Genomic DNA, 25,106 nt, shown 5'->3' with positions numbered 1-25,106 from the left:
GCAGCCCAACCGAATTTCCGGCGTGCTCTCGGCCGGGATCCGCCTCCGGCAGCTGGAGATTCCGGCCGAAAGCATGCCGGAATGACGGATGTGGGGACCGGCAGAGCGACAGATGGGAGGCCCCGCTGCGCGACGGACGAGAGGCACCGCAGCGCCACAGATGTGAAGCACGTTGCGATGGTGGGCGGGCGGCGGGCAGCTTGGCGCGGGACAGTGGCTTGTTTGCCGGGTGCATCAGGCGGCCTCCGTCGTGTGCCATTGGTCGACCTGGCGTGCCAAGGCTTTTGAAAGGACTTCGATGAGGGTGCCGCCTTCGGTGGCCGTCGCGCCCGCCGGGTCGCCGAGGATGCCGGTCGGGCTGACGGCGCGGACACCGCAGGTACGGAGCTGCGGCAGCAGTTCCCGTAGTGGGCGGGTGTTTCCGGCGACCGCGCGGTAGGAGCGGACGGCCAGCGGGCGGATGGCCAGCATCAGAGCGGTCTCGGTGCGGCCCGCGTGGGGGTCGCCGTTCCAGGACGGGGCGAAGGCGCGTACGTCGCGTGACTCCGCGCGCAGGCGGTCGACCGCCCTCGTCACCGGATCGGCATTGCCGCCGTGGGTCGAGACGAACAGCAGCCGCCCGAAGGTTTCGCAGGCGCTGCGGCCCAGCTCGGTGAGCAGTAGTTCGGTGGCGGCCCGGCCGATCGACAGGGTGCCCGCGAAACCCGCGTGCTCGCCGCTGGATCCGTAGGCCACCGGCGGCGCGACCAGCACGTCGGGCCGCGACTGCGCCAGCCGCTCGCACAGCGTGACCGCGATATCCGTGTCGGTGGACAGCGGCAGATGCGGCCCGTGCTGTTCGGTGGCGCCGACCGGGACCGCGAGCAGCGCACCCGCCGCCGCCCGGTCACGAATATCCGGCCATGCCAGATCGGCCAGCCGGTACGGCGGCCTCACGGCGCACCCCGCTGCCCCGGACCGGCGAAGCCCGCCAGCGGACTCTCGTCACAGGCCCGCTGCGGCATGCCCGGCATGCCGATCGTGACGCGGCGGACGCGGTGTGAATGGTCCTCCGATGGCTTGGGCACCGCGGTTCGGTCGACCGTTGCCAGTGCCGAATCGCCGTAGCCGCGCACGCATTCCGGGTCCGGGCCGTCCAACGGCAGGCCGGTGAAGAACTTTGCCGCCATGCAGCCGCCGCGGCAGGCATCATAGGCAGCGCAGGCGGTGCAGGCGCCGCCGGTCTGCGGGTGGCGCAGCTCGGTGAACAGTTCCGAATCCCGCCATACGGTCTCGAATCCCCCTGCGGTGCGGACGTTTCCGGCGCGGAACCGATCGTGGATCGCGAACGGGCACGCGTAGACGTCGCCCACCGGATCGATCAGGCACACCACCCGACCGGCGCCGCACAGGTTCAGGCCGGGCAGCGATTCGCCGTACCCGGACAGGTGGAAGAACGAGTCCCCGGTGAGCACCGATTCGCCGTGGTCGCGCAGCCAGTCGTACAGGTCCCGCTGCTGTTGCGCGGTCGGATGCAGCTCGTCCCAGGTATCGGCGCCGCGGCCGGACGGGCGCAGCCGGGTCAGCCGCAGCTGGGCGCCGAACAGGTCCGCGATCGCCCGGAAGGCGTCCAGCTGGCCCGCGTTCTGGCGGGTCACCACGACCGACAGCTTGAAGTCGTACACGCCGGCCGACGCCAGCCGCTCCATGGCGGTGACGGCGGTCCGGTACGACCCCGCGCCGCGCACCGCGTCGTTCACGGCCTCGGTGGCGCCGTCGAGCGATATCTGCACGTCCACATAGCCGCTGGCCGCGATCCGGCGCGCGGCGTCGGGGGTGATTCGAATTCCGTTGGTGGAGAACTTGACTCCGACGTGGTGGCCGGTGGCGTAGTCGACCAGCTCCCAGAAGTCCGGGCGCACGGTCGGCTCGCCGCCGCCGATATTGACGTAGAAGACCTGCATCCGCTCGAATTCGTCGATCAGGCCCAGACATTCGGCGGTCGTCAGCTCCCGCGGGTCGCGGCGGCCCGAGCTGGACAGGCAGTGCACGCACGACAGGTTGCAGGCGTAGGTCAGTTCCCAGGTCAGGCAGATCGGTGCGTCCAGGCCGTACTGGAACTGCTCGACCAGTGGCAGCGGTGCGCTCATTACGGGGTCCTTTCCCGGATCATGTCGGAGGCCGCCAGGGCGGCCAGGGCCGTCCGGTAGGCGGGCAACTGGGTCTCCGGCACGCCCGCCGCGAGGCAGGCCCGCCGCGCCGACCCGGCATCGGACAGACCGGTCACGACGTGAAACAGCGTGCGGCTCTTGAGAAACGACAGCCGCCGGGTGCCGAAGTGGTACAGCAGCGCCCCGAACCGCTCGGGCCGCACCGAGACCTGCTCCGCCAGCGCCCAGCGGCCGTCGAGATCGAACGGCCGCGGATCAGTAGACACCGCACATGCCATCGATCGACACCTCTTCGACCAGCGTCTCGTCCGCGATCAGCGCGTCCACGAACTCGATGTCGTTGTCCATCATGAGAACTCCCGGGAGCCGAGCTTCCGTCACGGTGTGACGAAATGGAAATATCGTTCTCCTAGTACGGTAATGTCACTTCGTGCCAGAAACAAGAGCGGGCCGTCCCCGGGGCACCAGCCGCCGCGAACTCGAGCTCATCGCCCTGGAGCTGTTCACCGCCCAGGGCTTCGAGGAGACGACCGTGGAGCAGATCGCCGCCACCGCCGGGGTCAGCGCGCGCACCTTCTTCCGATACTTCGAGTCGAAGGCCGCGGTGCTGTGGTACCGGTTCGACGGCGAGGTCCGCGCGATCCGCACACTGCTCGACGAGACCCCGTCGGGGCTGGGCACCATGCCCGGCATCCGCCGGGCGGTGCTGGCGGCCAACGACTACCGCGCGGCCGACATCCCGGAACTGCGCATGCGAATGAGCCTGCTCAGCACCGTTCCCGACCTGATCGCCAGCGCCGCGGTGCACTACGACGCGTGGGAGCGGGCAATCAGCGAATTCGCCGCGCGCCGCACCGGCGCCGCCCCGGATTCGCTGTATCCGCTCGCCGTCGGGCGGGCGACGCTGGCCGTGTGCCGCGCCGCCTACGACAGCTGGGTGCAGTGCGCCGACGCCGACCTGACGACATATCTCGACGCCGCGCTGCGGGCGTTCGCGGCCGGTTTCCCCGACAGCGCATCCGGGCCCGAAATCTGAGTGTATCGTCTACCCCAATGGCGAGAGTATGATTCTCACAAGTGGAGATTATTGATCTCGCACACGCTCGGGGTCGACCCGTCCGAACTAGCACGAGCAGCGAGGAGTCCCGTGAACATCGACGACATGATCCTGGTAAGCATCGACGACCACGTGGTCGAGCCGATCCACATGTTCGACGGCCACGTGCCGAAGAAGTGGGCGGACCTCGCGCCCAAGGTCGTCGTCGACGACAAGGGCATCGACCGGTGGGTGTACCGGGACCGGCCCACCGGCGTCACCGGTCTCAACGCCGTCGTCTCCTGGCCGCCGGAGGAGTGGGGCTACGACCCCGCGGGCTACGCGGAGATGCGTCCCGGGGTGTACGACGTGCACGAGCGCATCCGCGATATGAACGCCAACGGCATCCTGGCCTCGATGTGCTTCCCCACCTTCGCCGGATTCAGCGCCGGGCACCTGGCGTACTTCAAGGACGAGATCACCGTCGCGATGATTCAGGCGTACAACGACTGGCACATCGAGGACTGGGCGGGCGCCTATCCGGGCCGGTTCATTCCGCTGTCGATCCTGCCGCTGTGGGATCCGAAGCTGGCGATTGCCGAGATCGCGCGGGTGGCGGCGAAGGGCTGCCATTCGGTGTCGATGCCGGAGCTGCCGCATCTCGACGGGCTGCCCAGCTATCACGACATGGAGTACTGGGGGCCGGTGTTCGCCGCGCTGTCCGAACACGGCACGGTGATGAATCTGCATATCGGACAGGGCTTCCGAGTGCTGAACCTGGCGCCGAACTCGCCGATCGACAATCTGATGGTGCTGGCCCCGAGCGTTTCGCTGATCGCGGCCCAGGATCTGCTGTGGGGACCGGCATTTCGCACCTACCCGAAGCTCAAGGTCGCGTTCTCCGAGGGCGGCGTCGGCTGGATCCCGTTCTTCCTGGACCGCTCCGACCGGCACTACACCAACCAGAAGTGGCTGCGCCGCGACTTCGGCGGCAAGCTGCCCAGCGAGGTGTTCCGGGAGCACACGGTCTCCTGCTACGTCACCGACAAGACCTCGCTGAAGATGCGCCACGACATCGGTATCGAGAACATCGCCTGGGAGTGCGACTACCCGCACTCCGATTCGATCTGGCCGAACGCGCCGGAATTCGTCCTCGAGGAACTCGAGGCCGCCGGGGCCGACGACTCCGACATCGACAAGATCACCTGGCAGAACGCCTGCCGCTTCCTGGATTGGGATCCGTTCGCGCACATCCCGAAGGAGCAGGCGACGGTCGGCGCGCTGCGCGAGCAGGCCAAGGATGTCGACACCTCGACGACGTCGCGCAAGCAGTACGCCGAGGCCTACGCCGCGAGGGCGAGCTGACGGTGGCGGCGGGGCCAGAGGCCGCGGGCCCGCCTCGCATGACCGGCCCGGACACCCCTGACGCAGCCTCCCCGATGCCGTGGACCCAGCGGGAACTGCAGCGCCTGCTGGATGTCCGGCCGGACGGCGCGGGGCGCTACATCGCCCCCGCCCACGGCCCGACGGAGCGAAACGTGGTCGAGGCCGGGCAGTTGCTCGGGGCCGCCGTGGCGGCCGCCGCGAAAGAGGTGCCCGGACAGCGGGTCACCTCGGCGTCGATGATCTTCTCGCGCGTCGCCGAACACGAGGCGCCGCTGGAGATCGCGACCGAGACGCTGCGGTCGGGGCGTACCTTCACGACCGCGCAGATCCGAATCGGCCAGCACGGCGAGATGTGCTGCGCCGGAATGGTTCTGCTCGATGCCGGAGCGGCCGACCTGGTCCGCGCGGCGGAGCCGATACCGCACGTCACTCCCCCGGAACGGCTGCGGCCCATGGCGATTCCCGGCACCGAGGTGGACGGACGCGACATCCGGGTGGTCGACGACGCCTACGACCCCGACCCGCAGCGCACCGGACCGCCCGAACTGTACGTGTGGACCCGGTTCCGGGATGCTCCCGAGCACGACCACCTGCACGCGGCGCTGCTCACCCAGTCGATCACGCACTGGACGGTCGCCGCCGCGCTGCGCCCGCACCCGGGCTTCGGCGAGGCCATGGCGCACCGGTCGATCTCGACCGGAATCACCATGGCCACCATCACCTTTCACGACGACGCCGACGTGACGGACTGGTTGCTGTACGCCACCCGGGCCACCTACACCGGCCGCGGCCACGCCCAGGGCGAGGGCCGCGTGCACACCCGCGACGGCAGATTGGCCGCCTCCTACACCGTGCACGCGATGCTGCGCGGATTCCGAACACCCGGCGCCGCGGCCTCGGCCACCGCGCTCTGACTCCGAGGAGACGAGACCATGCCGCCATCAGGCTACGCCGACCGGCCGGACTACCGGGTCGACGTGCACCGCGTCCGCAACCTGATCCGGGTCACCTACGGCGGCCACGTCGTCGCGGAAACGACCGCCGCGCTGCTCGTCACCGAACAGGATCACGGAATCGCCTTCTATCTGCCGGAACCCGATGTCCGAGTGGGCCTTCTGGTTCGCGACGAGACAACCACGCGGTGCCCGTTCAAGGGCACAGCGCACTACTGGCGCGCATCCGACAACCCCGCCCCGATCGCCTGGGCATACGCCGAACCGTACCCGGAGGTGGCGCTCCTGCGCGGCCACATCGCCTTCTACCAGGACCGGGTGCGGCTGGAGGTCGGGGTGGCGGTCCCGGCGGTCAGCGCGCCGTACCCGCGGGACCGCGGACGGGGTGCTGCCGTGTCGGGCCGCGTCCGCCGGGGCCTCCACCCGACGAACTGATTCAGACCGCCGGGAGGAGCACACCGATGCAGATTCTTGCCGAGGCCGAAGACCTGCCCGCGGCGGCGCATGTCCGCACCCAGTTGGTCTGCCTCTGGACGGCGCCGGTGGTCGCGGTGATTCTGCTGATCGCGTTCGTGGCATTTCCGGGATTCCGGCCGCCGCTGTCGCCCGAACTCACCGGCGGCCAGGTCGCGGAGTTCTACCGGGACAACACCGCGTGGATCCGGTTCAGCATGGTCACCTACAACCTGTGCGGGATCATGCTGGTGCCGTTCTTCATGGTGATCGTCGTGCAGATGAAGCGGATGGCGACGCAGAGCCACGTCTTCGCCTACTGCTATCTGACGGCCGCGGTCAGCGGGGCGACGATCTTCGCGCTGTCGGACATCTTCTTCCTGGTGGCGGCGTTCCGGCCGGACCGAGATCCGGCATTGATCATGGTGCTCAACGATCTGGCCTGGATAGTGTTCGTCGCGCCGGTCGGAATGGTCGTCGCCCAGAATCTCCTGCTGGCGCTGGCCGTCTATTTCGACAGCGGGCCCGCGCCCGTGTTCCCGCGCTGGGTCGGGCATTATTCGCTGGCGACCGCGCTGGCGATGGTGCCCGCGGCCGGGGCGGCGGTCGTCAAGTCCGGGCCACTGGCCTGGGACGGCGTGCTCTCGTTCTGGTTGCGCACCATAGCTTTCGGGCTGTTCCTCGTCGTCATGTTCTTCGTCCTGCGCAAGGCACTGCACCGCCAAGCGGTCGAGGAGGGGGTGGGCCGGTGAGCGCCCTCGCCTCCACAACGGTCGGTCGTGAGACACAGAACGAGCGCCCCGGGAAACGGGACGTCTGGGTCATCTATTGGATCTTCCCCGCGTTCTACGCCGCGTTCGGCGTGGTCTTCTGCCTGCTGGCCAGGGTGACGCCGCCGCCACGCCCGGACGTGACCGCCGATCAGATGGCGGACTTCTTTCACGGCCATGCCACCACGATTCAGCTCGGATTCTGCGTCCTGCTGGTGATCGTCGGCGGGGCGGCAGTGACCAACGGGATCATCGTCTACCACATGAAACGCATGTCGGTCGGGTCCGTCCTCGCCTACGGATATCTCGGGGGGATGGCCGTCGGCGCCCTGCCGGGGTGCCTGCTCGTCGCCGCCTGCTTCCTGACCGCAACCTTCCGCGCCGATCGCGATCCGCAGATCCTGGCCATGCTCTACGACCTGGGCATGCTGTCCTACAACGGCTCGCTGGGCTGCTTCAGCGCGGCCTACTTCGCGCTCGCGGTCGCCATCCTCTACGACAAGAATCAGATATTTCCCAAATGGTTTGCCTACGTGAATATCTGGCAGATCGTCACCGAGGTGATCGCCACGCAGATGTTCGTATCGACGGCGGGGCCGTTCGCCTGGAACGGCTCGATCGCCTTCTGGCTGGCGGTGGTCGTATTCGCTGTGTGGCTGGGTTGTCTGATCGTGCTTCTGAAGATCGCCACCGCGCTCGAACCCGCTGATGCTCCCCCCTTGGACTGACTCCCGGAGGTCTTCAATGACGAACTCCGAACCATCGACGGCGCCGCCACCCCGAATGCCGGCCGACGGCCACATGTGGGTGATGGTGTTCGGTGACCTGGTCATCTTCGGCGGTTACTTCGTCATCTTCATGATCTACCGCGCCATGACGCCGGACGACTTTCTGCTGTCGCAGCAGCGCCTCGACTTGACCGCCGGTGTCGCCAATACCGTTGTGCTGCTGACCAGTTCCTGGTTCATCGCCCGCAGCGTCGCCGCCGCGCGCACCGGGGAGCACCCGCGCGCGATCCGCCTGACCTGTGCCGCCGGTCTCTGCGGTGCGCTGTTCATCCTGGTCAAGGCCTACGAATGGGCGACGCGTATCGCGCACGGCGACACCAACTCCACCCTGTTCTTCAGCTTCTACTACGTGCTCACCGGCGTGCACCTGCTGCACGTCGCGCTGGGCCTGCTGATCATGGGAATCGTCGTCCGCGAACTCCGCAACCCGCGCCGCCGCCGCATGGTCCTGGTCGAATCCGGCGCCGTCTTCTGGCACATGGTCGACCTGCTCTGGATCGTGATCTTCGCCCTGTTCTACCTGATGAGGTGAGCCGATGACCGTCACCGCGACGAAACGAGCCGGGACCGCCGCGCGCGCCGTCACCTACGTCTGGATCGGGCTGTGCGCCATCACCGTAGGCTCCTGGTGGCTGGGCCCCGGCCACTCCGGCGGCAGCACCGCGGCCAGCATCCCCATCACCGTCGCCGTGGTGGCCCTCGGATACCTCAAGTGCCGCTTGATAATCCGTCACTTCATGGAGGTCCGGACCGGCCCCGCCCGGCTGCGCCACGCCACCGACGCCTGGCTGGCCGCACTCTGGCTCGCCGTCCTGGCCCTCTACCTCGTCGGCGTTCTCGCCGAGACGGGTCATTGAGACCGCGCCTGATCTGCGTGATCTGGTGGCGGCGGAGGTCTCGTGGCGATCAATGTCCGGGTCGAGAGGTGCGACGCTGACGGCGTCCCTGGACATGACCTACGGCAATTCGACCTCGGAGGCCAGCCAGCGACCGTCGACGCGGTCCATGGTCATCAGGATGCGGTTGCGGTCTATGCGAGGCTCGGGGTTGGTGACGTTGGTGATCTCGGCGTCCACGAAAAGCATGACCACGGCCTGGTTTTCGGACGCCGACCGGACGCCGGCGGCCACGACGCGGCCCTTGCTGACCGACTTCGCCTGCAGCAGCATCGGTTTGAGCTGGCCGGAGGATTGGCTGTACATGTCCTTGAATCGGCCCGTCGCGCCGTTCAGGACCGTCGCGAAATCGGCGTCGATACGGGAGGCGTCGATGCTGGTGAGCGCGACGGCGTAGTCCTGGGCGGCGGCGAGTGCCGCGCGACCCGCCTCGTTGCGATCGTTGCGGTCCTCCAGCTTCCAGCCGAAGACCACGGCGAGTACTACTGCCACCGCCAGCAGCATGGTCAGCACCGCCGTCAACGGCCGCGGCAGCCACCGGCGCCACGATCGGCCGTGCCGCACGGCGATATCACTCCCGGCCGGCGTCAGATCGCCGACACTCGCCCCGCCGGTTTCCGCATCGCCCCCGGCACCGGTCCGCACGGCCGCTTCGCCGGAGTCGCCCACCGTTTCATCGGCGGCCTCCCCCCGGGTATCGGGCGGCACCGAGCCGCCTTCCTGATCCGGTGTCACCACCGACGTCTTCTTCATTGCCGTCTCCAATCACTCTCGCGCGCAGTCGATTCCCGCGCGCTAGCCGCCCGGCACGAACGGGCCGCCGTAGCCGGGGGGAATCGTGTACGCCCCGGGCGGCGTCGGGTCCGCGCGCTGCAGCGGGTCCGCACCGGGCGGGGCGGTGGCGGTGTTGTCGCCGGGCGGGCGCGGTGCGTTGGCCGCGCCACGCGGCAGGATCGACGGATCCGGGTTCGTGCAGCGCGCGTGCAGGAACGGCTCCGGGTAGTCGGGAACAGACCCCGGATCGCGGGGCAGGTCGTAGTCGCACGCGTACCGCGGGTACGGGCTCACGATCGCCCACACCGCCCCGTCGTGGAAGGCCGAATGGATGGCGTCGAGCGTCGAACCGGTGCGCTGCTGCGGCCAGAAGAATTCGCGCAGCGCCGGGATGTGCAGGTAGGCCATCTGCGCCGTGGTGGTCAGATTGCCCAGTAGCTGCACCATGGTCGGCGAGTTGTCGGCGATGATCGCGTCGGCCGCGGCCAACGCATCCGGCGCATTGTCGACCAGTGCCCCGTAACCGCCCGTCATCGAGCCGACACCGGCCGCCGTCCGCGCCAGATTCCCGGCGGTCTCCCGCAGTCCCGGCGCCACGTCGCCCAGCGTGGTGAGCACCGCCTTGCTGTTGTGCAGCAGCGAAACCGTCTGCGGCAGCACCGAATCCAGTGTCGACAGCAGGAACATCCCACCGTCGACGAGGGCGGCCAGCCTCTGCGGACCGTCGGACCCCGCGCCGATCTCGCGCACGATGGCCTCGATCTGGGCCGGGTCGATCTGCGTCAGGGTGCCACTCATACTGCCGAGCGCCTGGGCCATGGTGACCGGCGTCGAGGTGCGGTCGGGAGTGACGACGGCGCCGTTGGCCAGATACGGGCCGCCGCCGCCGGCGGGGAGGAAGTCCAGGAACTGCTCCCCCACCGCGGACAGCGACGAGACCCGCACGTCCCCGTTCCGCGGGATCCGCACGCCGGAGTCGATGGCGGCGACGGCGACCACCTTGTCGCCGTCCACCTCGACCGACCGCACGCGGCCCACCCGCACGCCGCGCAGCGTCACGTCCTGGTCGGGCAGCAGGCCGCCGGACTGCGCGAGTTCGACGCGCACCCGATACTGCGATTGGAGGGGGTTGACCTGCAACGATCCCAGCAGCAGGTACCCGATCCCGAGGACCAGCACGAGCAGCAGGCCCAGGCACGAGGTCAGCACGCGATGGCGCGACAGCAGCCGCGCCGAGAAGACCAGCGCCCGCGCGGGCGGTTCCAGGATCACGTTTCCCACGGCTGACTTCATCGGCCCGGCTCGACTCTGTCCTTCAGACGGTTGAGGGTGTACGACAGCGATCCGACGAAGTTCACCCAGTCGGTGGCGTCCGGTGGCCTGGCGCCGGAGTCGACGGGGGTGTTCGGATCGGGCACCGTGCCGAAAGCGAGCTTGGCGATATCGACGTTCACGTGCGCGGACGACGCGTTCGTCACCTTCATGATCAGGGGAATCAGCGCCAGTAGCCCGTTGAGATTCGCCGACGGGGTGTTCGACGCGGTGTTCAGGCCCTCGGCCACCTTGTTCACCGACTCGATCAGGCTGCGGTCGTTGGTGCCCTGAATCGACGGAAACTTCGCCAGCTGCCCGGTGATCCGGTGCACCTGCCCGACGAGATCCACGATGTTCCGGGTGTTGTCGCCGATCGCCTGCAGTGCGGGCCCGGCCGCGGCGATCGCATCGGTCACGTCCGATCGCTGTCCGGCCAGGGTCGTACTCAGATCGCCTGTGCTCACGAGGATTTCGCGGATGCGGTCGGACCGGGCCGCGAGATTGTGCACGAGGTCGCGGGTCTCGCGGATCATGGTGGCGAGCCGGTCGCCGCGGCCCCCGACCGCCTCGCCGAGGCTGTTCGCCAGGCTCGTCATGTTCTCGATGGCGCCGCCGTTGACCAGCAGGGCGGCCCGGGTGAGCACCTCCTCGATGGTCGCCGCCGCGGCGGTCGACTGCAGCGGAATGCTCGCGCCGTCACCGAGATTCGGGGCGGCGGGGTCGGGGCGAGCAGGTGGCGTCAGCGCGACGAAGACGTCGCCCATCGGTGTCGCGGAGCGCAGTTCGGCGGTGGTGCCCGCGAGCAGCGGCACGCCGGACTGAATGCGCATGGTCACCACGGCCGTGTAGTCCCGGGCCCGCATCGATTCGACCTGGCCGATATCGGCGCCGTTGAGCCGGACCTTCGCCTTGGTCGGAAGGTTGAGCGCGTTGGCGAAAGTGGCTGTGAGCGAATAGCCCTCGACGCCCGGCGCGGGCAACGGCAGCCGGTCCAGGCTCACCGAGCATCCGGTGGCCGATACCGCCACCGCCGCAACGGTTCCGAGGAGAAGATGCCGTGATCCGAATCTCGTTCTCATACTTCGTCATCCCTGCTATTTCGGCGGTGCGCCCGCGATCACGGCGAGCATCTGGCCGATTCCGAAATCCGGGCCCATATCGCGCGCGGTCCCGGTCGCGCAGCCGAGTTCCCGCAGGCCCAGCAGATTGCACACCGACTTCAGCATCTGCCCGTCCAGCAGGAACTTGTCCAGGCTGACGGTGCCGCGCAGTGCGCGGGTGTTCGGATCGATGGCGTTGTAGGCGTTGTCGGTCACGAGCGGGAAGACGTCGAGGAATTCGGCGAGATTGTCGTCGTAGTCCGCCATCGACTTCGTCATGGTATTCGCATTGCCCGACAGGTGCTGCAGGGTGCCCCGGTTGCGTTCCAGCAGCTCGGTCATCTGCGTGACGATCTGGTTGAGCTTCGCGCCGGTGTCACCGCCGCCCAGGTTCTGGTCGGCCAGGATGTCGCTGAGCGTGTGGACGCCGGAACCGAAGTCGCGCAACGCCTGATCGTTGCGGGCCGCGGCGGCGGTGAGGGCATCGAGATTCCCGACGATCTTCGTCACGGCGGCGCGGGTGGCCTCCCCGTTGTCCGGGCCGAGTTGCAGCGCCCGCGACAGTTCGGTCATCGCCTCGCGCAGGGTGTTGCCGTTACCGGCGGCGATCTGCGATCCCACATCGAGCAGTCCGGCGACCGGCCCCTGTCCGTTGCCGGTGGCGCCCAACGAGTTCGAGAGCTGGTCGGCCATCGCGAGCAGGCTGTCGAACTCCACCGGGGTCCGGGTGCGGTCCAGGCCCAGGACGGCGTGATCGGGCAGCACCGGGCCGCCGCGGTAGACCGGGGTGAATTCGATGTGCCGATCGGTCAGCACCGAATCCGAGACCGTGACCGCCTGGGCGTCGGCCGGAATCGCGACCCACTTGTCGACGTCCATGGTCACGTCCACGTGCGAGCCCCGCGGCCGGATCTCGGTGACCTTGCCGATCCGCATGCCCAGCACCGACACCGGATTGCCGGCGTAGAGGCCGTTGGCGTTCCGGAACTGCGCGGTCACGGTGTGGGTGGTATCGGTGAGGCCGCCGAGCGGGCCGCCGGAACATCCGGCCACGACCGCGCCCAGCAGCGCGAGGGCCACCAGCTTCACCCCGCGGATCACGCCACTCATTTGCAGTCCTGAAAGTACGTGGGCCGGTTCACCTGCTGCGCGTATCCGCTCAGCGCGCACATGAAGGAGTCGATGAACGCGCCGTCGGGCCCGTTGCCGACCAGCTCCTGGCCGGTGCCGGTGGCGTTCGCGAACAGCCGCCACGGCACCGGCAGGATCTGCAGGATGTTGCGCAGCAGATCGTCGTGACCGGCGATCATCCCCGTCATCTGCGCCAGATTGTCGAGCAGCTGCTGTATTTCGGGCTGGTCGTCCACCGCGATCGGCTGCAGCTGCTGCACCAGGCCGGTCGCGGCGTCGAGCAGTCCCACCACGGCCTGCTGCCGGGAGATGAGCTCCTGCAGCACATTCCGGCCCTGGACAACCATCCCCGCCAACTCGTCCTGCTGTTCGCGCAGCAGCGTGGTCACCTGATCGGTGCTGGTCAGCAGCTGACCGAGCTGCGCGCGGCGGTCGCCGATCACCGCCGCGAGCGTCTTCATATCGCGCAGCGTCTCGGGCACCAGCGCCGGGGCGCCGCGCAGCTGATCGGTCAGCGCGGTCATCGTCTGCGCGACCCGGTCGGCGTCGATGCTGCTGAAGGTCGTCGTCGCGTTCTGCAGCGCGGTCTCGAGGTCGTAGGGCACCTCGGTGCGCGCGAGGGCGATCGAATTGTCGTGCAGGCGGCCCGAACCCGCGGGACGGAGTTCGACGTAGCGCGAACCCAGCAGCGTCGTCAGTTTGATCGCCGCCCCGGTGTCCGCACCCAGCGGCAGGTCGCGCTGCAGCTTCATGGTCACCACGACGTGGTCCCCGGCCAGCTTGGTTCCGGTAACGGTGCCGACCTGGATGCCCGCGAGGGTGACGCCGTCGCCCGCACCCAGCCCGGCGGCCTGCGCGAAGTCCGCCCGGTAGGTCTCGTCGCCGACGTGCAGCGAGTTGACGAACACCGTCACCGCCACGACCACCGCCAGCACGGTGACCGCGACAAGGCCGATCCGTAGTTTGCTCATCTCCTCGAGGGGCCGCCTACGGTCGTGCGGTCGAATTCGCCCGGGTAGCTTCACCATTGCCGCCTCACCTGCAGATCCCCGAGTTCTCGGAATGGCCGCTGGGCGTTGTCATCCCGAGGATCGCCGCCATCAACGGGTCGATCCCCGGGATCATGCTCACCGTGACGTCACACACGTAGGCGTCGAGGTAGGCGCCGTTACCGGTGATGCGGGCCAGGCCCTTCAACATGTACGGCAGGTTGAAACCCACGGTCCCGAACTTGTCCTTGTTGTCGATGAAGTGCTGGGCGAAACCCGGTTCGCGATCGACGAACTGGTTCAGCGCCGGGCTCGCGCCGCGCACCACCTCCGCGGCCCGGCCCAGCGTTCCGGAGATCGCGTCGATCTGCCCGAACAGCTGATCGCGCTGCTGCGCCAGGCCGTCGAAGATCCGGCGGGTCTGCTGCAGCACCGTTCTCAGGTTGCCGCTCTGCCGCATCAGGTCCCCGACCACGCCGCTGAGATTGTCGATGACCTGCCCCAGGATCTGATCCGGACCCGCGAAAGCCTGTGCCAGCGAGGCGGTTTCGGCGATCAGGGTGGTGATCGCGCCGTCGTCGCCCTGCAGCGCCCGGACCACCGCCGTGCTGATGTTGTCGACCTGCTGCGGGTCGAGCACGCTGAACAGCGGCTCGAATCCGTTGAGCAGCTTGGAGATATCGAACGAGGGCTCGGTGTGCTCCAGCGGGATCCGGCCGCCCGGCCGCAGCGCCTGCGGATCGCCGAAGTCGCGCAGCGACAGTCCGAGATAGCGCTGCCCGATGAGATTCTGATAGGTGACCGATGCCGCCGTATTCCCGTACAGCGGCTGTCCGCGCTGGACCTCGAAGGTCACCCTCGCGCGGACGCCGTCGAGGTCGACGGATTCCACCCGGCCCACCCGAACCCCGGCCATGCGCACGTCGTCGCCCGCATGCAGTCCGGACACATCGGTGAATATCGCGGAGTAGCTGTCGGTTTCGCCGCTCACGCTGCGCGACAGCGTGACATACATCGTCCAGGTCAGCCCGATCGAGACCACCAGGAAAAGGATCAGCCCGGCCAGCGGCTTGCGGTAGCTCATCGCGGTACCCCCGGCAGTGCGGGCAGTCCCGGAGGCGGCACGACGGCCGGCGGCGGCGGTGGATCGCCCAGTGCCGGAGACACTTTCGCGTCGTTACCGCGCAGCAGCGGCCCGAACAGGATGTCGGCCGCGGCATTGGGCTGCCCGCCGAGGATCGCGGCGATCCGCGCCTGCTCCTGCGGGCTGCCGGTGGCGCCGACGTTCCCGCCGATCAGCATAGGAGCGTCCACCGGCGCCGCAGTGGGACCGATGATGGTGGTGTCGCCGGGCGGCCCGGTGCGGCAGCTGGGCGCCTCCAGGTCGCCGTAGCGCGGGCAGTCGGCGCGCGTGTACTGCCGGTGCGGCGTGAGTTCCAGGATGATCTTCGCCGTCATGTTCTGGTCCCCCTCGTCCCAGAGCTTGATGAAGGTGTAGGCCATCTGGGTCTGCGAGGTGGCCATCTGCGTGAAGTTCGGGCTCCCGTCGGCGATGGTGCCGAGCACCGGGCCGAGTTTGCCGGTGACGTCGGTGATGGTCCCGGTGCGATTCTCGAGCCCGGTCGCCACGGTTGCGGAGGTGGTCAGCCCGCCGGTCAGCAGCGTGGCCAGCTGATCGCGGCGCTCCGCCACCGCGCGCATCGGCGCGACCGCGTTGTGCACGGCGCCGAGCAGATCCGGTGCCGAGGTGCGCAGCCCGGCGAGGGCCTGCGACAGCGCGTCGAGCGTCGAACCCGTCCCGTCCGGAGCCATCGAGGCGTTCAGCGCCTGGGAGATCCGGGTCAGTTCGGCGCCCGCCCGGACCGCCTGCTCCCCGTGCCCGGCCGTGGCCCGCTCGACGACGGCCAGGATGCCCAGCGCCGGTTCGGAGCCGGAACGCCCCGCGGCGGCGGCGATCCGGCTCAGTGCCGTGAGTGAGGTCTGCAGCCGGACCGTCTCCTGGCTGTGGTCCTCGGCGATGCGCCCGCCCGCGGCCAGGGGTGCCCCGCGGCCGTTGTAGACCAGCTGGATCGACGGCACGGCGAAGACATTGCTCGGGACGACGCGGGCGGTCACGGTGGCCGGAATGCCCTGCAGGTAACCGGGTTTCAGGTCGATGTGTACGTGGTTGGGCCCGCCGTCGGTGGACGGGGTGACGCTGTCGACCTGGCCGACCAGCACGCCCTGATACTTCACATCCGATTTCGCGGGCAGGCCGTCACCCACATTCACCAGTTCCGCCGTGACGCGCACGGTTTCGCGGAACGCACCCTGGGATCTGGCCAGCATCAGCCCGCCGACGACGCTTGCGACCGCCAGGAACACTATCCCCCGCAGCAGCAGGTTCCAGTTGGGCAACACCTTGCCGTCCGATTCGAACGCAATCGACATCTGTTGTCACCCACTGATTCTCGCGCCGGAATCGAAGCCCCACAGGGTCATCGTCATGAGCAGGTTCACGAAGATCATCACGGTGATGCTGGCGCGCATCGCGCGCCCGGCCGCCACGCCGACGCCCTGGGGGCCGCCGGAGGCGTAGAAACCGAAGTAGCACTGGATCGTCGTGGTGAGGATGACGAAGACGACCGCCTTCGACAGGGAATAGAGGATGTCCGTGCCGCTGAGCACGAGCCGGAAGTAGTGCTCGTACGTGCCCGGCGACTGCCCGCCCGACAGGCCGACGACGATCTCGACCGCCAGGTAGCTGAACGCCAGGCAGGCCAGATACAGCGGCACCATCGCCACGATCGAGGCCAGCATCCGCGTGGTGACCAGGTACGGGATCGGGCGGATGGCGATCGCGTCGAGCGCGTCGATCTCCTCGGCGATGCGCATGGAACCGAGCTGCGCGGTGAACCGGCAGCCCGCCTGCGCGGCGAAGGCGATCGACGCCATGATCGGGGCCAGTTCGCGGGTGGCGGCCGTGGAGGCGATCATGCCGGTGGCGGGCGCCATGCCGAGCAGTTTCAGCGCGCTGAAGCCCTCGATTCCGACGATGGCGCCGGCCGCCGCGCCGAGCACCAGGATGACCTGCCCGGTGCCGCCGCCGACGACGATGGAGCCGTTTCCCCACGTGACGTTCGACAGCATCTTCAGGAATTCGGCGCGATAGTGCCGCAGCACCACGGGGATGCCGCCCAGCACGCGAAGGAAGAAGGTGGCCATATACCCCAGGCGCGCAATGGGATTCGACACCGCGGCCGCGGCGACCGCGACCGGCCGGATCCCCGGTGGGTAGTAGCGCGAGGCCATCACAGCGTCGTCCTCGGGAACAGGATCGTGTACAGCTCGGTGAAACCCGCGTTCACCAGCATCAGCATGATGATCGAGGCGACCACGGCCGCGTTGACGGAGTTGGCGACGCCGCCCGGGCCGCCCTTGGCGTTCAGCCCCTTCTCGCACGAGACGACGGTGACGATCACGCCGAACACCACGGCCTTCACCATCGCCAGGTACAGGTCGCCCACCCTGGCGAACGACGAGAACGTGGCCAGATAGCTGCCCGGCGTGCCGTCCTGGATGTAGACGTTGAACAGATATCCGGCGAGGAAGCCGACGAAGGAGCTCAGGCCCGTCAGCCCGATGGCGACGACGACCCCGGCCGCCAGCCGCGGCACCACGAGCGCACGCAGCGCCGAGACGCCCATCACCTCCATGGCGTCGATCTCCTCGCGGATCTTGCGCGCGCCGAGATCCGAGCAGATGGCCGAGCCCACGGCGGCCGCCAGCAGGATGGCCGTGACCAGCGGTGCGGCCTGCCGGATCACCGCCAGGCCGCCGGCGGCGCCGGCCAGCGACGTCGCCCCGACCTGACCGGCCAGCAGCCCGAACTGGATCGACATGGTCGCGCTGATCGGCAGCGCCACCGCGATGGTCGGGATGTAGGCGGTCTTGGCCATGAACACGGCCTGCTGGACGAACTCGCGGAACGGGAACCGGCCCCGGGCGATGTCGACGAACAGGTACTGGATGGCACGAACACCCAGAACGAATTGCCCCCCAACGGTTTCCAGCGACGCACCGGGGTGGCGGCGCAGATACCCGCCCGCCCAGTTCTTGATCTCACGGGCCGCGGAGCGACCAGCCTCCCCCGCCACAGGCTCCGCAGCGTCGATCATCGCTACCTCCGTGATGCCGATGGACGCGGGTGATGCGACCACCCCGCCTCCTCGTCGAGTCGGAAAGTTTCATTCTCGCTATCGGAGAATGATACATTCGCCACGGGAGGACGTTAGCAAAATTCCGGCCCCGGCAACACCCTCGGCAGCGGATCGATCGGGCGGGCCCGCGACCCCGCTGAAGCCTCGGGATGACCCCTTACCCTGCACTAGATCGAACTGAAAGTATCGTTCTCCAGATTGCAATTACGATTCTTGACTCCGGCACGCACTCATGGAAATCTAGTGGTTAGAAATTGAGAATGTGATTCTCTCGAGAGGAGGGCGGATGCGCGTCCCCCCGCTTCCGGCCGATCAGTGGGACGACCGGACCCGTGCGGCACTGCGGTCGCTGCTCCCCCGCGAACGCCGGCACCCGGACGGCGCCGGACCTGCGATGTCGGCGCTCGTCCGGCATCCGGATCTCACCGAGGCGTTCCTGAGTTTCGGTGTCTACCTGCTGTTCCGATCCAGCCTGCCGCCGCGGGTGCGGGAGCTGGCGGTGCTGCGGGTGGCGCACCTCAGCGGCTGCGCCTACGAGTGGGCGAGTCACGTCGAGATCGCGCCGCGGGCCGGACTGACCGACGACGATATCGACGGCGTGCGGCGCGGCACCCTCGCCGACCCCTTCGAGCAGACGGTGCTCGACGCGGTACGCGAACTGCGCGAGCACTCGCAGCTGTCGGACCCGGTGTGGGCCGCGCTCGGCGAGCGGCTCGACGAGCAGCAGCGCATGGATCTGATCTTCACCATCGGCGGCTACGGCCTGATGGCCATGGCCTTCAACACCTTCGGCGTGCAGCCGAAGACGGGCATGCACGAGGCCGCGCCCGCGAACGACACCCACACCGACCGAGAGCAGGTGGTCTGAATGCCCAAGGGCTACATCATCCTTACCGAAGCCATCACCGACCCCGAGGGCATGAAGGCCTATGCGAAGGCCGCCGGTCCGGCGATCCGCGGCGTACGCGTGGTCGCCGTGGACTCGCACCCGGAGGTCCTGGAGGGTGACTGGCACGGCGATCAGACCGTCATCCTCGAGTTCGACTCGGTCGAGGCCGCCCGCGACTGGTACAACTCCGACGCCTACGAGACGGCCAAACTGCTGCGACACAGGGCGGCCGACACGAATGCCGCGATCGTTTCCGGTCTGGGCTGACCAGGTGTCGCCGATCATGCACTCCCCCAATGGATGTGAACCATGCTGACCCTTCGAGCGGCGGGGCTGCTGGACGTCGACGCGGGTGAGATCGTCCGGCCCGGCGTCCTGCGCATCGACGGCGACCGGATCGCGGGTGTCGGCGGCGCGGCCCGCGCGGCCGGCGACGAGGTCATCGATCTCGGCGACGCGATCCTGCTGCCCGGCCTGATGGATATGGAGGTCAACCTCCTGATGGGCGGCCGCGGCGAAACCGGCCTGCCCTCCAGCGTGAAGGACGATCCGGCATTGCGCGTGCTGCGCGCGGTCGGCAATGCCCGCCGCACGCTGCGCGCCGGATTCACCACTGTCCGCAATCTCGGCCTGTTCGTCAAGACCGGCGGCTATCTCCTGGATGTCGCGCTGGGCAAGGCGATCGACCAGGGCTGGATCGAGGGCCCGCGCATCGTCCCCGCGGGGCATGCCATCACGCCGACCGGCGGTCACCTGGACCCGACCATGTTCTCCGCCTTCGCCCCCGACGTGCTGAAGCTGACCCTCGAGGAGGGCATCGCCAACGGCGTCGACGAGGTGCGCAAGGCGGTGCGCTACCAGATCAAGCACGGCGCCCAGCTGATCAAGATCTGCGTCTCCGGAGGAGTCATGTCGCTCACCGGAGCCCCTGGGGCGCAACACTATTCCGACGAGGAGCTGCGCGCGATCGTCGACGAGGCGCACCGGCGCGGGCTGAAGGTCGCCGCGCACACGCACGGTGCCGACGCGGTGAAACACGCCGTGGCCGCGGGCATCGACTGCATCGAGCACGGCTTCCTCATCGACGACGAGACCATCGAGCTGATGGTCGCGGCGAACACCTGGCTGGTGCCGACCACCCGGCTGGCCGACGCCATGGACATGTCCAAGGCCGACGAGGCGCTGAAAGCCAAAGCGGCGGAGATGTTCCCGAAGGCGCGCGCCTCGGTCCGGGCGGCGTACGAGGCGGGGGTGCGGATCGCCGTGGGCACCGATGCCCCGGCAATTCCACACGGCCGCAACGCCGATGAGCTGGTGGCGCTGGTCGAACGCGGACTCGAACCGGCCGACGTACTGCGGGCGGCGACGATCAACGCGGCCGACCTCATCGACGCTCCCGATCGCGGCCGCCTGGCCGAGGGACTGCTCGCCGACGTGATCGCGGTGCCCGGAGATCCCCTGCGGGACATCGCCGTCACGCAGGACGTGCGATTCGTGATGAAAGGCGGCAAAGTCGTGAAAGGCGGAACAGCCCATGTCGGCCAGCGATGACCTGCTCGAGCTCCAGCAGCTACTCGCCCGGTACGCGGTGACCATCACCAAGGGCGATATCGACGGCGTGGTCGCGGTGTTCACCCCCGACGGCACCTACAGCGCCTTCGGCGACACCTACACCCTGGACCTGTTCCCGGACCTGGTCGCCGCCGCGCCCAAGGGCCTGTTCCTCACCGGCACACCGGTTCTCGACGTCGACGGCGACAGCGCCACCGGCACCCAGCCGCTGTGCTTCATCGACCACGCCACCCACGACATGCGGATCGGCTACTACACCGACACCTATGCCCGCACCGCGGACGGCTGGCGCATCGCGACCCGGCGGATGACCTTCATCCGCCGCAACGGCGACCACGACTCCGGCATCCCGCACGCCTTCGAGCGCACCCGCGGCTGAAAAGCGTTGCCGCGGGACAAGGCTCGAGCGCTGCCGCGGGCCAAGGGCTCGAGCGCTGCCGCGGGACAGGGGCTCGAGCGCTGCCGCGGGACATAGGCTCGGCAGGAACTCAGCGATTCACAGAAATACGGAGGACACCCGATGGCGAAGGCACTGGCGCCGGAGGTCTCGACCTGGCCCGCGGCGAACCCGCAGTTGATCGGCAGCCGCTGCGGCGCCTGCGCCGCGACCACCTGGCCCCGCCAGACCCGCTGCCCGCGATGCAGCGAGGCCGACATGTCCGACCTGTTGCTGCCGCGGCGCGGCACGCTGGTGGCCTGGACGACACAGGGATTCGTCCCGAAACTGCCCTACGCGGGCAAGGAGAACGCCGACAGTTTCGAGGCGTTCGGGATCGGGCTGATCCAGCTCGGCGACGAGGTGCGCGTCGAGACCCGTCTCACCACCGCGGACCCGCAGGTCCTGCGCTTCGGTATGGATGTCGAGCTGACATTCGTCCCGCTGTACCTGGACGACGCGGGGGACGAAGTCCTCACGTGCGCGTTCGCGCCGCTTGAAAATATTCTGCCGTAGGAGATTTCCGATGCACGACGTTGCCATAATCGGCGTGGGCCTGCACCCGTTCGGCCGGTTCCCGAAGACCGCCATCGAGATGGGCGCCGAGGCGATCCAGCTCGCGCTGTCCGACGCGGGTGTCCGATGGCAGGACATCCAGTTCGGCTTCGGCGGCAGCTACGAGGTGAGCAATCCGGACGCCGTCACCCGGCTGGTCGGCCTGACCGGGATCCCGTTCACCAATGTGTTCAATGCCTGTGCGACGGCGGCGAGTTCGATCGAGCAGACCGCCGAGGCGATCCGGTCGGGCCGCTACGACATCGGCATCGCCGTCGGCATGGACAAGCACCCGCGCGGGGCGTTCACCGACGATCCGGCCAAGCTCGGCCTGCCCGCCTGGTATGCGGAGAACGGCCAGTTCGTGACCACGAAATTCTTCGGGATCAAGGCGAATCGCTATATCCACCAGCACCATATCTCGCAGCGCACGCTCGCCAAGGTGGCCGCCAAGAACTTCCGCAACGGCGCGCTCAACCCGAATGCGTTCCGCCGCAAGCCGATCTCGGAGGACGACATCCTCGCCTCCACGGTGCTCAACTACCCGCTGACGCAGTACATGTTCTGCGCGCCCGACGAGGGCGCCGCGGCCGTGATCATGTGCCGCGGGGAGCTCGCCGCCCGGTACACCACCAAGCCGGTCTACCTGCGCTCCACCGCGATTCGCACGCGCCGCTACGGCGCCTACGAGGTGCACAGCACCTGGGCCGCGGTCGACGAGGACGCCTCGCCGACGGTGTACGCCTCGCGCGCCGCCTACGAGGCGGCCGGGATCGGGCCCGAGGACGTCGGCGTGGCCCAGCTCCAGGACACCGATGCGGGCTCGGAGGTGATCCATATGGCGGAGAACGGATTCTGCGCCGACGGCGAGCAGGAAAAGCTGCTCGCGGAGGGCGCGACCGAGATCGGCGGCCGGATTCCGGTCAACACCGACGGCGGGCTGATCGCCAACGGCGAGCCCATCGGAGCCTCCGGCATCCGGCAGGTGTACGAGCTCGTGCGGCAGTTGCGCGGCCAGGCGGGCGACCGGCAGGTTCCCGGGAAACCCACGGTGGGCTACGCCCAGGTGTACGGGGCGCCCGGCACCGCCGCCGCGTCCGTGCTGAGTATCTGAGCGATGCTGAGTGTCTGAGCGATGCCGAGTACCTGAGCATCACCGAACCCACCTCCTGAAGAGGCCCGCAGGAAATGTAATTCTCAGGATTTAATAATACAGCTCTCTCGAATATTGGTGGACACGCGACCTGGACACCGGGTATCACGTCATTCTCCGGTACAGTGCATTCATGTTCTCTTCACGCGACCGGGGACCGTGGCGCCCGTGACCAGCCCGAGCGAAGAGCCGGCCTGGAAGCAGCGGGCCGTCGAGCGTTCGCTGCGCACCGCGAAGCGGCGCGCCGAGCAGCGGGTACAGAAATTCCTCGACGCCGCGCAGGCCATCATCACCGAGAAGGGCACCACCGACTTCACGGTGCAGGAGGTGGTGGACCGCTCGCGACAGTCGTTGCGCAGCTTCTACCTGCAGTTCGACGGTAAGCACGAGCTGCTGCTGGCACTGTTCGAGGATGCCCTCAGCCGCACCGCCGAACAACTGCGCGCCGCGGCCGACAGCAAGAAGAAGCCGCTGGACAAGCTGCAGGTCACCGTCGAGCTGCTGTTCGAGCTCTGCCGGCCCGATCCGGCCGCGCAGCGTCCGCTGTTCACCGACTTCGCCCCGCAGCTGCTGGTATCGCATCCGGCCCAGGTGAAGGTCGCGCACACGCCGCTGATCGCGCTGTTCACCGAGCTCATGGAGCAGGCGGCGGCGGCCGGTCAGCTGCGCTCCGGCGTCGATCCGCACCGGGCGGCCGCGATGGTGATGCAGACCGTCATGTTCACCGCCCAGTCCACCGGCAGCACCGACGAGCAGACCCAGAACCCGCTTACCGCCGGTGAAGTCTGGGACTTCTGTGCGCGCGGATTCACCGGTAAGTGAGAATCTTATTCTCTAGGTGAGAGAGTTCGATTAAACTCCGATTATGGATCGGAGTGGGCCGCACCGGCCCTATCGGGTGGTGCAGTGGGCGACCGGGAATATCGGCGCCCGCGCACTGCGCGGCATCATCGAACACCCGGATATGACGCTCGCCGGGCTCTACGTCCACTCGCCCGCCAAGGCCGGGCGCGACGCCGGTGAGCTGTGCGGGACGGCGGCGACCGGAGTCCTCGCCACCTGCGCGGTCGACGAGATCGCCGAGCTGGGCGCGGACTGCGTGCTCTATATGCCGCGGGCCTTCGACCCCGACACCGTCACCCGGCTGCTGGCGTCGGGGGCGAACGTGGTGACCACCTGCGGCCACTTCCACCATCCGCCGAGCATGGATTCGGCCCTGCGCCGACGGATCGAGACCGCCTGCGCGCGGGGCGGCACCTCGATCCACAGCACCGGCAGCAGTCCCGGTTTCATCACCGAGGCCCTCCCGCTGGCGCTGTCGTCGATCCAGCGCCGCCTCGACCGGCTCGCGATCGACGAGTACGCGGACCTCTCGCACCGCGATTCCCCGGGAATCCTGTTCGATGTCATGGGGTTCGGGCGACCGCCCGCGGAATTCGATCAGCGCCGGGCCGATCACGTCGGCGCGAGCTTCGGGCCGTCGCTGCGCCAGCTCGCCGACGCGCTCGGGCTCGGCATCGATGCGGTGACAGCGAGCGGCGAGGTCGCCACCGCACGGGACACCACCGTCATCGCCGCCGGCACGATCGAATCCGGAACGGTTGCCGCGCAACGCATCACGGTATCGGCGCGATCCGACGGCCGAGCGGTGCTGAGCTTCCGCGCCACCTGGTACTGCACCACCGGCCTGTCCGCGGACTGGGAGCTGCGCGAAACCGGCTGGCATGTCGCGGTCGACGGCGACGCACCGCTGGACATCGACATCCGATTCTCGATCCCCCTGTCCCGCATGGCCGAATCCTCACCCGCGTACACCGCCAACCGCGCCGTGAACGCCGTGCCGGTGGTCTGTGCCGCCACACCCGGCATCCGCACCACGGTGGAGCTGCCGCCCGTCGTCCCCGTCCTGAGCTGAGATCTGTTCCGGCGCAGCGGCGGGACTCACCGCGCGTGGCTCTCCGCGAGCACCCGGCGCAGCACCTTCCCGGACGGCAGGCGCGGGATCTCCGGGACGAACACCACCCGGCGCGGCCGCTTGTAGCTCGCCAGCCGCTCGCCGACCAGGGCGATGAGTTCCGCGCCGGCCACGGGACCGTCCGCCACCACCGCGGCGACCAGCGCCTCGCCGTCGTCCGGATCGGCGATTCCGAAGACCGCGCAGTCCACCACGTCCGGATGCCCGTGCAGGACGGCCTCGATCTCGGCGGGCGCCACCTGAAATCCCCGCACCTTCACCATTTCCTTGACCCGGTCGGTGAGGCGGATCCACCCGTCGGCATCGATGCGGCCGACGTCGCCGGTCCGGTACCAGCCGTCATCGAACGCGGAGGCGGTCGCCTCGTCCGGAAGGTACCCGGCCATCAGGGAATCCGAGCGGGCCTGCAACTCGCCGACCTCTCCGGGCCCGACCGGTTTCCCGGTCCGCAGCGACACCACCCGCAGGGTCACGCCCGGCGCCGCGCGGCCGACGCTGTCCAGCCGGGCGCCTTCGATCGGATTGGCGGCGATGACCGGAAGTTCGGTGGCGCCGTAGGCGGGCAGCCACGCGACTCCGGTTCGGCG

30 protein-coding genes are annotated in these 25,106 nt (G+C 68.7%); 16 read left to right on the top strand and 14 right to left on the bottom strand.

Features of this window, described 5'->3' with window-relative positions; all coding sequences use genetic code 11:
* Positions 1-234: 234 nt before the first annotated feature.
* The 4 genes from mftE to mftA are packed head-to-tail and all read right to left on the bottom strand — an operon-like array spanning position 235 to position 2,498.
* Positions 235-936 carry a mycofactocin biosynthesis peptidyl-dipeptidase MftE gene (gene mftE / locus NM1_RS13565; RefSeq protein WP_068019173.1) on the bottom strand — a complete coding sequence of 234 codons (702 nt, stop codon included), beginning with the start codon at positions 934-936 and terminating at the stop codon, positions 235-237.
* Positions 933-2,129, bottom strand: a complete 1,197-nt coding sequence (gene mftC / locus NM1_RS13560; RefSeq protein WP_068019171.1) for a mycofactocin radical SAM maturase — start codon at positions 2,127-2,129, stop codon at positions 933-935. The genes mftE and mftC overlap by 4 nt, the downstream gene beginning before the upstream one ends.
* Positions 2,129-2,416 (bottom strand): mycofactocin biosynthesis chaperone MftB, encoded by a 288-nt coding sequence (mftB, locus tag NM1_RS13555; protein ID WP_068019169.1) that lies wholly within the window; start codon positions 2,414-2,416, stop codon positions 2,129-2,131. Before mftB ends, mftC begins: the two co-directional genes overlap by 1 nt.
* The gene (mftA, locus tag NM1_RS13550; protein WP_114699776.1) at positions 2,406-2,498 is read right to left on the bottom strand and encodes a mycofactocin precursor MftA; all 93 of its coding nucleotides are present in this window, start codon (positions 2,496-2,498) and stop codon (positions 2,406-2,408) included. The genes mftB and mftA overlap by 11 nt, the downstream gene beginning before the upstream one ends.
* Before the next feature lie 82 nt (positions 2,499-2,580).
* On the opposite strand from mftA, the gene mftR reads away from it, so the two are divergent.
* From mftR to NM1_RS13510, 8 genes are all read left to right on the top strand, one after another.
* Positions 2,581-3,186 (top strand): mycofactocin system transcriptional regulator MftR, encoded by a 606-nt coding sequence (gene mftR / locus NM1_RS13545; RefSeq protein WP_068019163.1) that lies wholly within the window; start codon positions 2,581-2,583, stop codon positions 3,184-3,186.
* Between the two features lie 111 nt (positions 3,187-3,297).
* On the top strand, positions 3,298-4,551 hold the full coding sequence (locus NM1_RS13540) for an amidohydrolase family protein (protein WP_084519582.1): 1,254 nt from the start codon (positions 3,298-3,300) through the stop codon (positions 4,549-4,551).
* Positions 4,552-4,625: 74 nt separating this feature from the next.
* A complete protein-coding gene (locus tag NM1_RS13535; RefSeq protein WP_068019160.1) occupies positions 4,626-5,486 on the top strand; it encodes an acyl-CoA thioesterase in 861 nt (286 codons plus the stop codon).
* 18 nt (positions 5,487-5,504) lie between these two features.
* A complete protein-coding gene (locus tag NM1_RS13530; protein ID WP_068019157.1) occupies positions 5,505-5,960 on the top strand; it encodes a DUF427 domain-containing protein in 456 nt (151 codons plus the stop codon).
* Between the two features lie 26 nt (positions 5,961-5,986).
* A complete protein-coding gene (locus tag NM1_RS13525) occupies positions 5,987-6,730 on the top strand; it encodes a hypothetical protein (RefSeq protein ID WP_068019154.1) in 744 nt (247 codons plus the stop codon).
* Positions 6,727-7,476, top strand: a complete 750-nt coding sequence (locus NM1_RS13520; RefSeq protein ID WP_068019151.1) for a hypothetical protein — start codon at positions 6,727-6,729, stop codon at positions 7,474-7,476. The genes NM1_RS13525 and NM1_RS13520 overlap by 4 nt, the downstream gene beginning before the upstream one ends.
* 16 nt (positions 7,477-7,492) lie before the next feature.
* Positions 7,493-8,068, top strand: coding sequence for a cytochrome c oxidase subunit 3 (locus tag NM1_RS13515; protein ID WP_068019147.1), 576 nt, complete (start codon positions 7,493-7,495; stop codon positions 8,066-8,068).
* Between the two features lie 4 nt (positions 8,069-8,072).
* Positions 8,073-8,393: a cytochrome C oxidase subunit IV family protein gene (locus NM1_RS13510; RefSeq protein ID WP_068019143.1), complete on the top strand. Its 321-nt coding sequence runs from the start codon at positions 8,073-8,075 to the stop codon at positions 8,391-8,393.
* Positions 8,394-8,492: 99 nt separating this feature from the next.
* Here the strand turns inward: NM1_RS13510 and NM1_RS13505 are convergent, their stop codons facing one another.
* The 9 genes from NM1_RS13505 to NM1_RS13465 form a co-directional block, all read right to left on the bottom strand.
* Positions 8,493-9,185, bottom strand: a complete 693-nt coding sequence (locus NM1_RS13505; RefSeq protein WP_068019139.1) for an Rv1363c family protein — start codon at positions 9,183-9,185, stop codon at positions 8,493-8,495.
* Positions 9,186-9,227: 42 nt separating this feature from the next.
* On the bottom strand, positions 9,228-10,499 hold the full coding sequence (locus NM1_RS13500; RefSeq protein ID WP_068019137.1) for an MlaD family protein: 1,272 nt from the start codon (positions 10,497-10,499) through the stop codon (positions 9,228-9,230).
* Positions 10,496-11,599, bottom strand: a complete 1,104-nt coding sequence (locus NM1_RS13495) for an MlaD family protein (RefSeq protein ID WP_068019133.1) — start codon at positions 11,597-11,599, stop codon at positions 10,496-10,498. The genes NM1_RS13500 and NM1_RS13495 overlap by 4 nt, the downstream gene beginning before the upstream one ends.
* 15 nt (positions 11,600-11,614) lie before the next feature.
* Entirely contained in the window at positions 11,615-12,730 is a 1,116-nt protein-coding gene (locus NM1_RS13490) for an MCE family protein (RefSeq protein WP_174556870.1), read from the bottom strand.
* Positions 12,727-13,722: an MCE family protein gene (locus NM1_RS13485; RefSeq protein ID WP_169814256.1), complete on the bottom strand. Its 996-nt coding sequence runs from the start codon at positions 13,720-13,722 to the stop codon at positions 12,727-12,729. The genes NM1_RS13490 and NM1_RS13485 overlap by 4 nt, the downstream gene beginning before the upstream one ends.
* A 64-nt stretch (positions 13,723-13,786) precedes the next feature.
* Positions 13,787-14,824 (bottom strand): MCE family protein, encoded by a 1,038-nt coding sequence (locus NM1_RS13480; protein WP_068019129.1) that lies wholly within the window; start codon positions 14,822-14,824, stop codon positions 13,787-13,789.
* On the bottom strand, positions 14,821-16,170 hold the full coding sequence (locus tag NM1_RS13475; RefSeq protein ID WP_068019126.1) for an MlaD family protein: 1,350 nt from the start codon (positions 16,168-16,170) through the stop codon (positions 14,821-14,823). The genes NM1_RS13480 and NM1_RS13475 overlap by 4 nt, the downstream gene beginning before the upstream one ends.
* A gap of 6 nt (positions 16,171-16,176) precedes the next feature.
* The gene (locus NM1_RS13470; protein ID WP_068019351.1) at positions 16,177-17,031 is read right to left on the bottom strand and encodes an ABC transporter permease; all 855 of its coding nucleotides are present in this window, start codon (positions 17,029-17,031) and stop codon (positions 16,177-16,179) included.
* On the bottom strand, positions 17,031-17,897 hold the full coding sequence (locus tag NM1_RS13465; protein ID WP_068019360.1) for an MlaE family ABC transporter permease: 867 nt from the start codon (positions 17,895-17,897) through the stop codon (positions 17,031-17,033). The genes NM1_RS13470 and NM1_RS13465 overlap by 1 nt, the downstream gene beginning before the upstream one ends.
* Before the next feature lie 328 nt (positions 17,898-18,225).
* Here NM1_RS13465 and NM1_RS13460 point away from each other — a divergent pair, with 328 nt between their 5' ends.
* The 8 genes from NM1_RS13460 to NM1_RS13425 all read left to right on the top strand — a co-directional run bounded on the left by NM1_RS13460 (position 18,226) and on the right by NM1_RS13425 (position 24,459).
* Positions 18,226-18,807, top strand: a complete 582-nt coding sequence (locus NM1_RS13460) for a carboxymuconolactone decarboxylase family protein (protein WP_068019123.1) — start codon at positions 18,226-18,228, stop codon at positions 18,805-18,807.
* Positions 18,808-19,095 (top strand): DUF1330 domain-containing protein, encoded by a 288-nt coding sequence (locus tag NM1_RS13455; protein WP_068019121.1) that lies wholly within the window; start codon positions 18,808-18,810, stop codon positions 19,093-19,095.
* 42 nt (positions 19,096-19,137) lie between these two features.
* Complete coding sequence (locus tag NM1_RS13450; protein WP_068019118.1) at positions 19,138-20,379, top strand: metal-dependent hydrolase family protein; 1,242 nt, start codon at positions 19,138-19,140, stop codon at positions 20,377-20,379.
* A complete protein-coding gene (locus tag NM1_RS13445; protein ID WP_068019115.1) occupies positions 20,363-20,779 on the top strand; it encodes a nuclear transport factor 2 family protein in 417 nt (138 codons plus the stop codon). Before NM1_RS13450 ends, NM1_RS13445 begins: the two co-directional genes overlap by 17 nt.
* Positions 20,780-20,920: 141 nt before the next feature.
* Positions 20,921-21,352, top strand: a complete 432-nt coding sequence (locus NM1_RS13440; protein ID WP_068019113.1) for a Zn-ribbon domain-containing OB-fold protein — start codon at positions 20,921-20,923, stop codon at positions 21,350-21,352.
* 10 nt (positions 21,353-21,362) lie between these two features.
* Entirely contained in the window at positions 21,363-22,505 is a 1,143-nt protein-coding gene (locus NM1_RS13435) for a thiolase family protein (RefSeq protein ID WP_068019110.1), read from the top strand.
* 207 nt (positions 22,506-22,712) lie between these two features.
* Positions 22,713-23,366, top strand: a complete 654-nt coding sequence (locus tag NM1_RS13430) for a TetR/AcrR family transcriptional regulator (protein WP_068019107.1) — start codon at positions 22,713-22,715, stop codon at positions 23,364-23,366.
* Between the two features lie 43 nt (positions 23,367-23,409).
* Positions 23,410-24,459 carry an NAD(P)H-dependent amine dehydrogenase family protein gene (locus NM1_RS13425; protein WP_068019106.1) on the top strand — a complete coding sequence of 350 codons (1,050 nt, stop codon included), beginning with the start codon at positions 23,410-23,412 and terminating at the stop codon, positions 24,457-24,459.
* Positions 24,460-24,485: 26 nt separating this feature from the next.
* Here the strand turns inward: NM1_RS13425 and NM1_RS13420 are convergent.
* Positions 24,486-25,106, bottom strand: a 621-nt coding sequence (locus tag NM1_RS13420; protein ID WP_157123908.1) for a class I adenylate-forming enzyme family protein, incomplete at its 5' end; no start/stop codon positions are given.

The organism is Nocardia mexicana NBRC 108244, assembly GCF_001613165.1.
In the GTDB taxonomy this organism is placed as follows: domain Bacteria; phylum Actinomycetota; class Actinomycetes; order Mycobacteriales; family Mycobacteriaceae; genus Nocardia; species Nocardia mexicana.
Note: the sequence above shows the minus strand (reverse complement) of the source record. Positions and strands in the feature narration are given on the sequence as shown.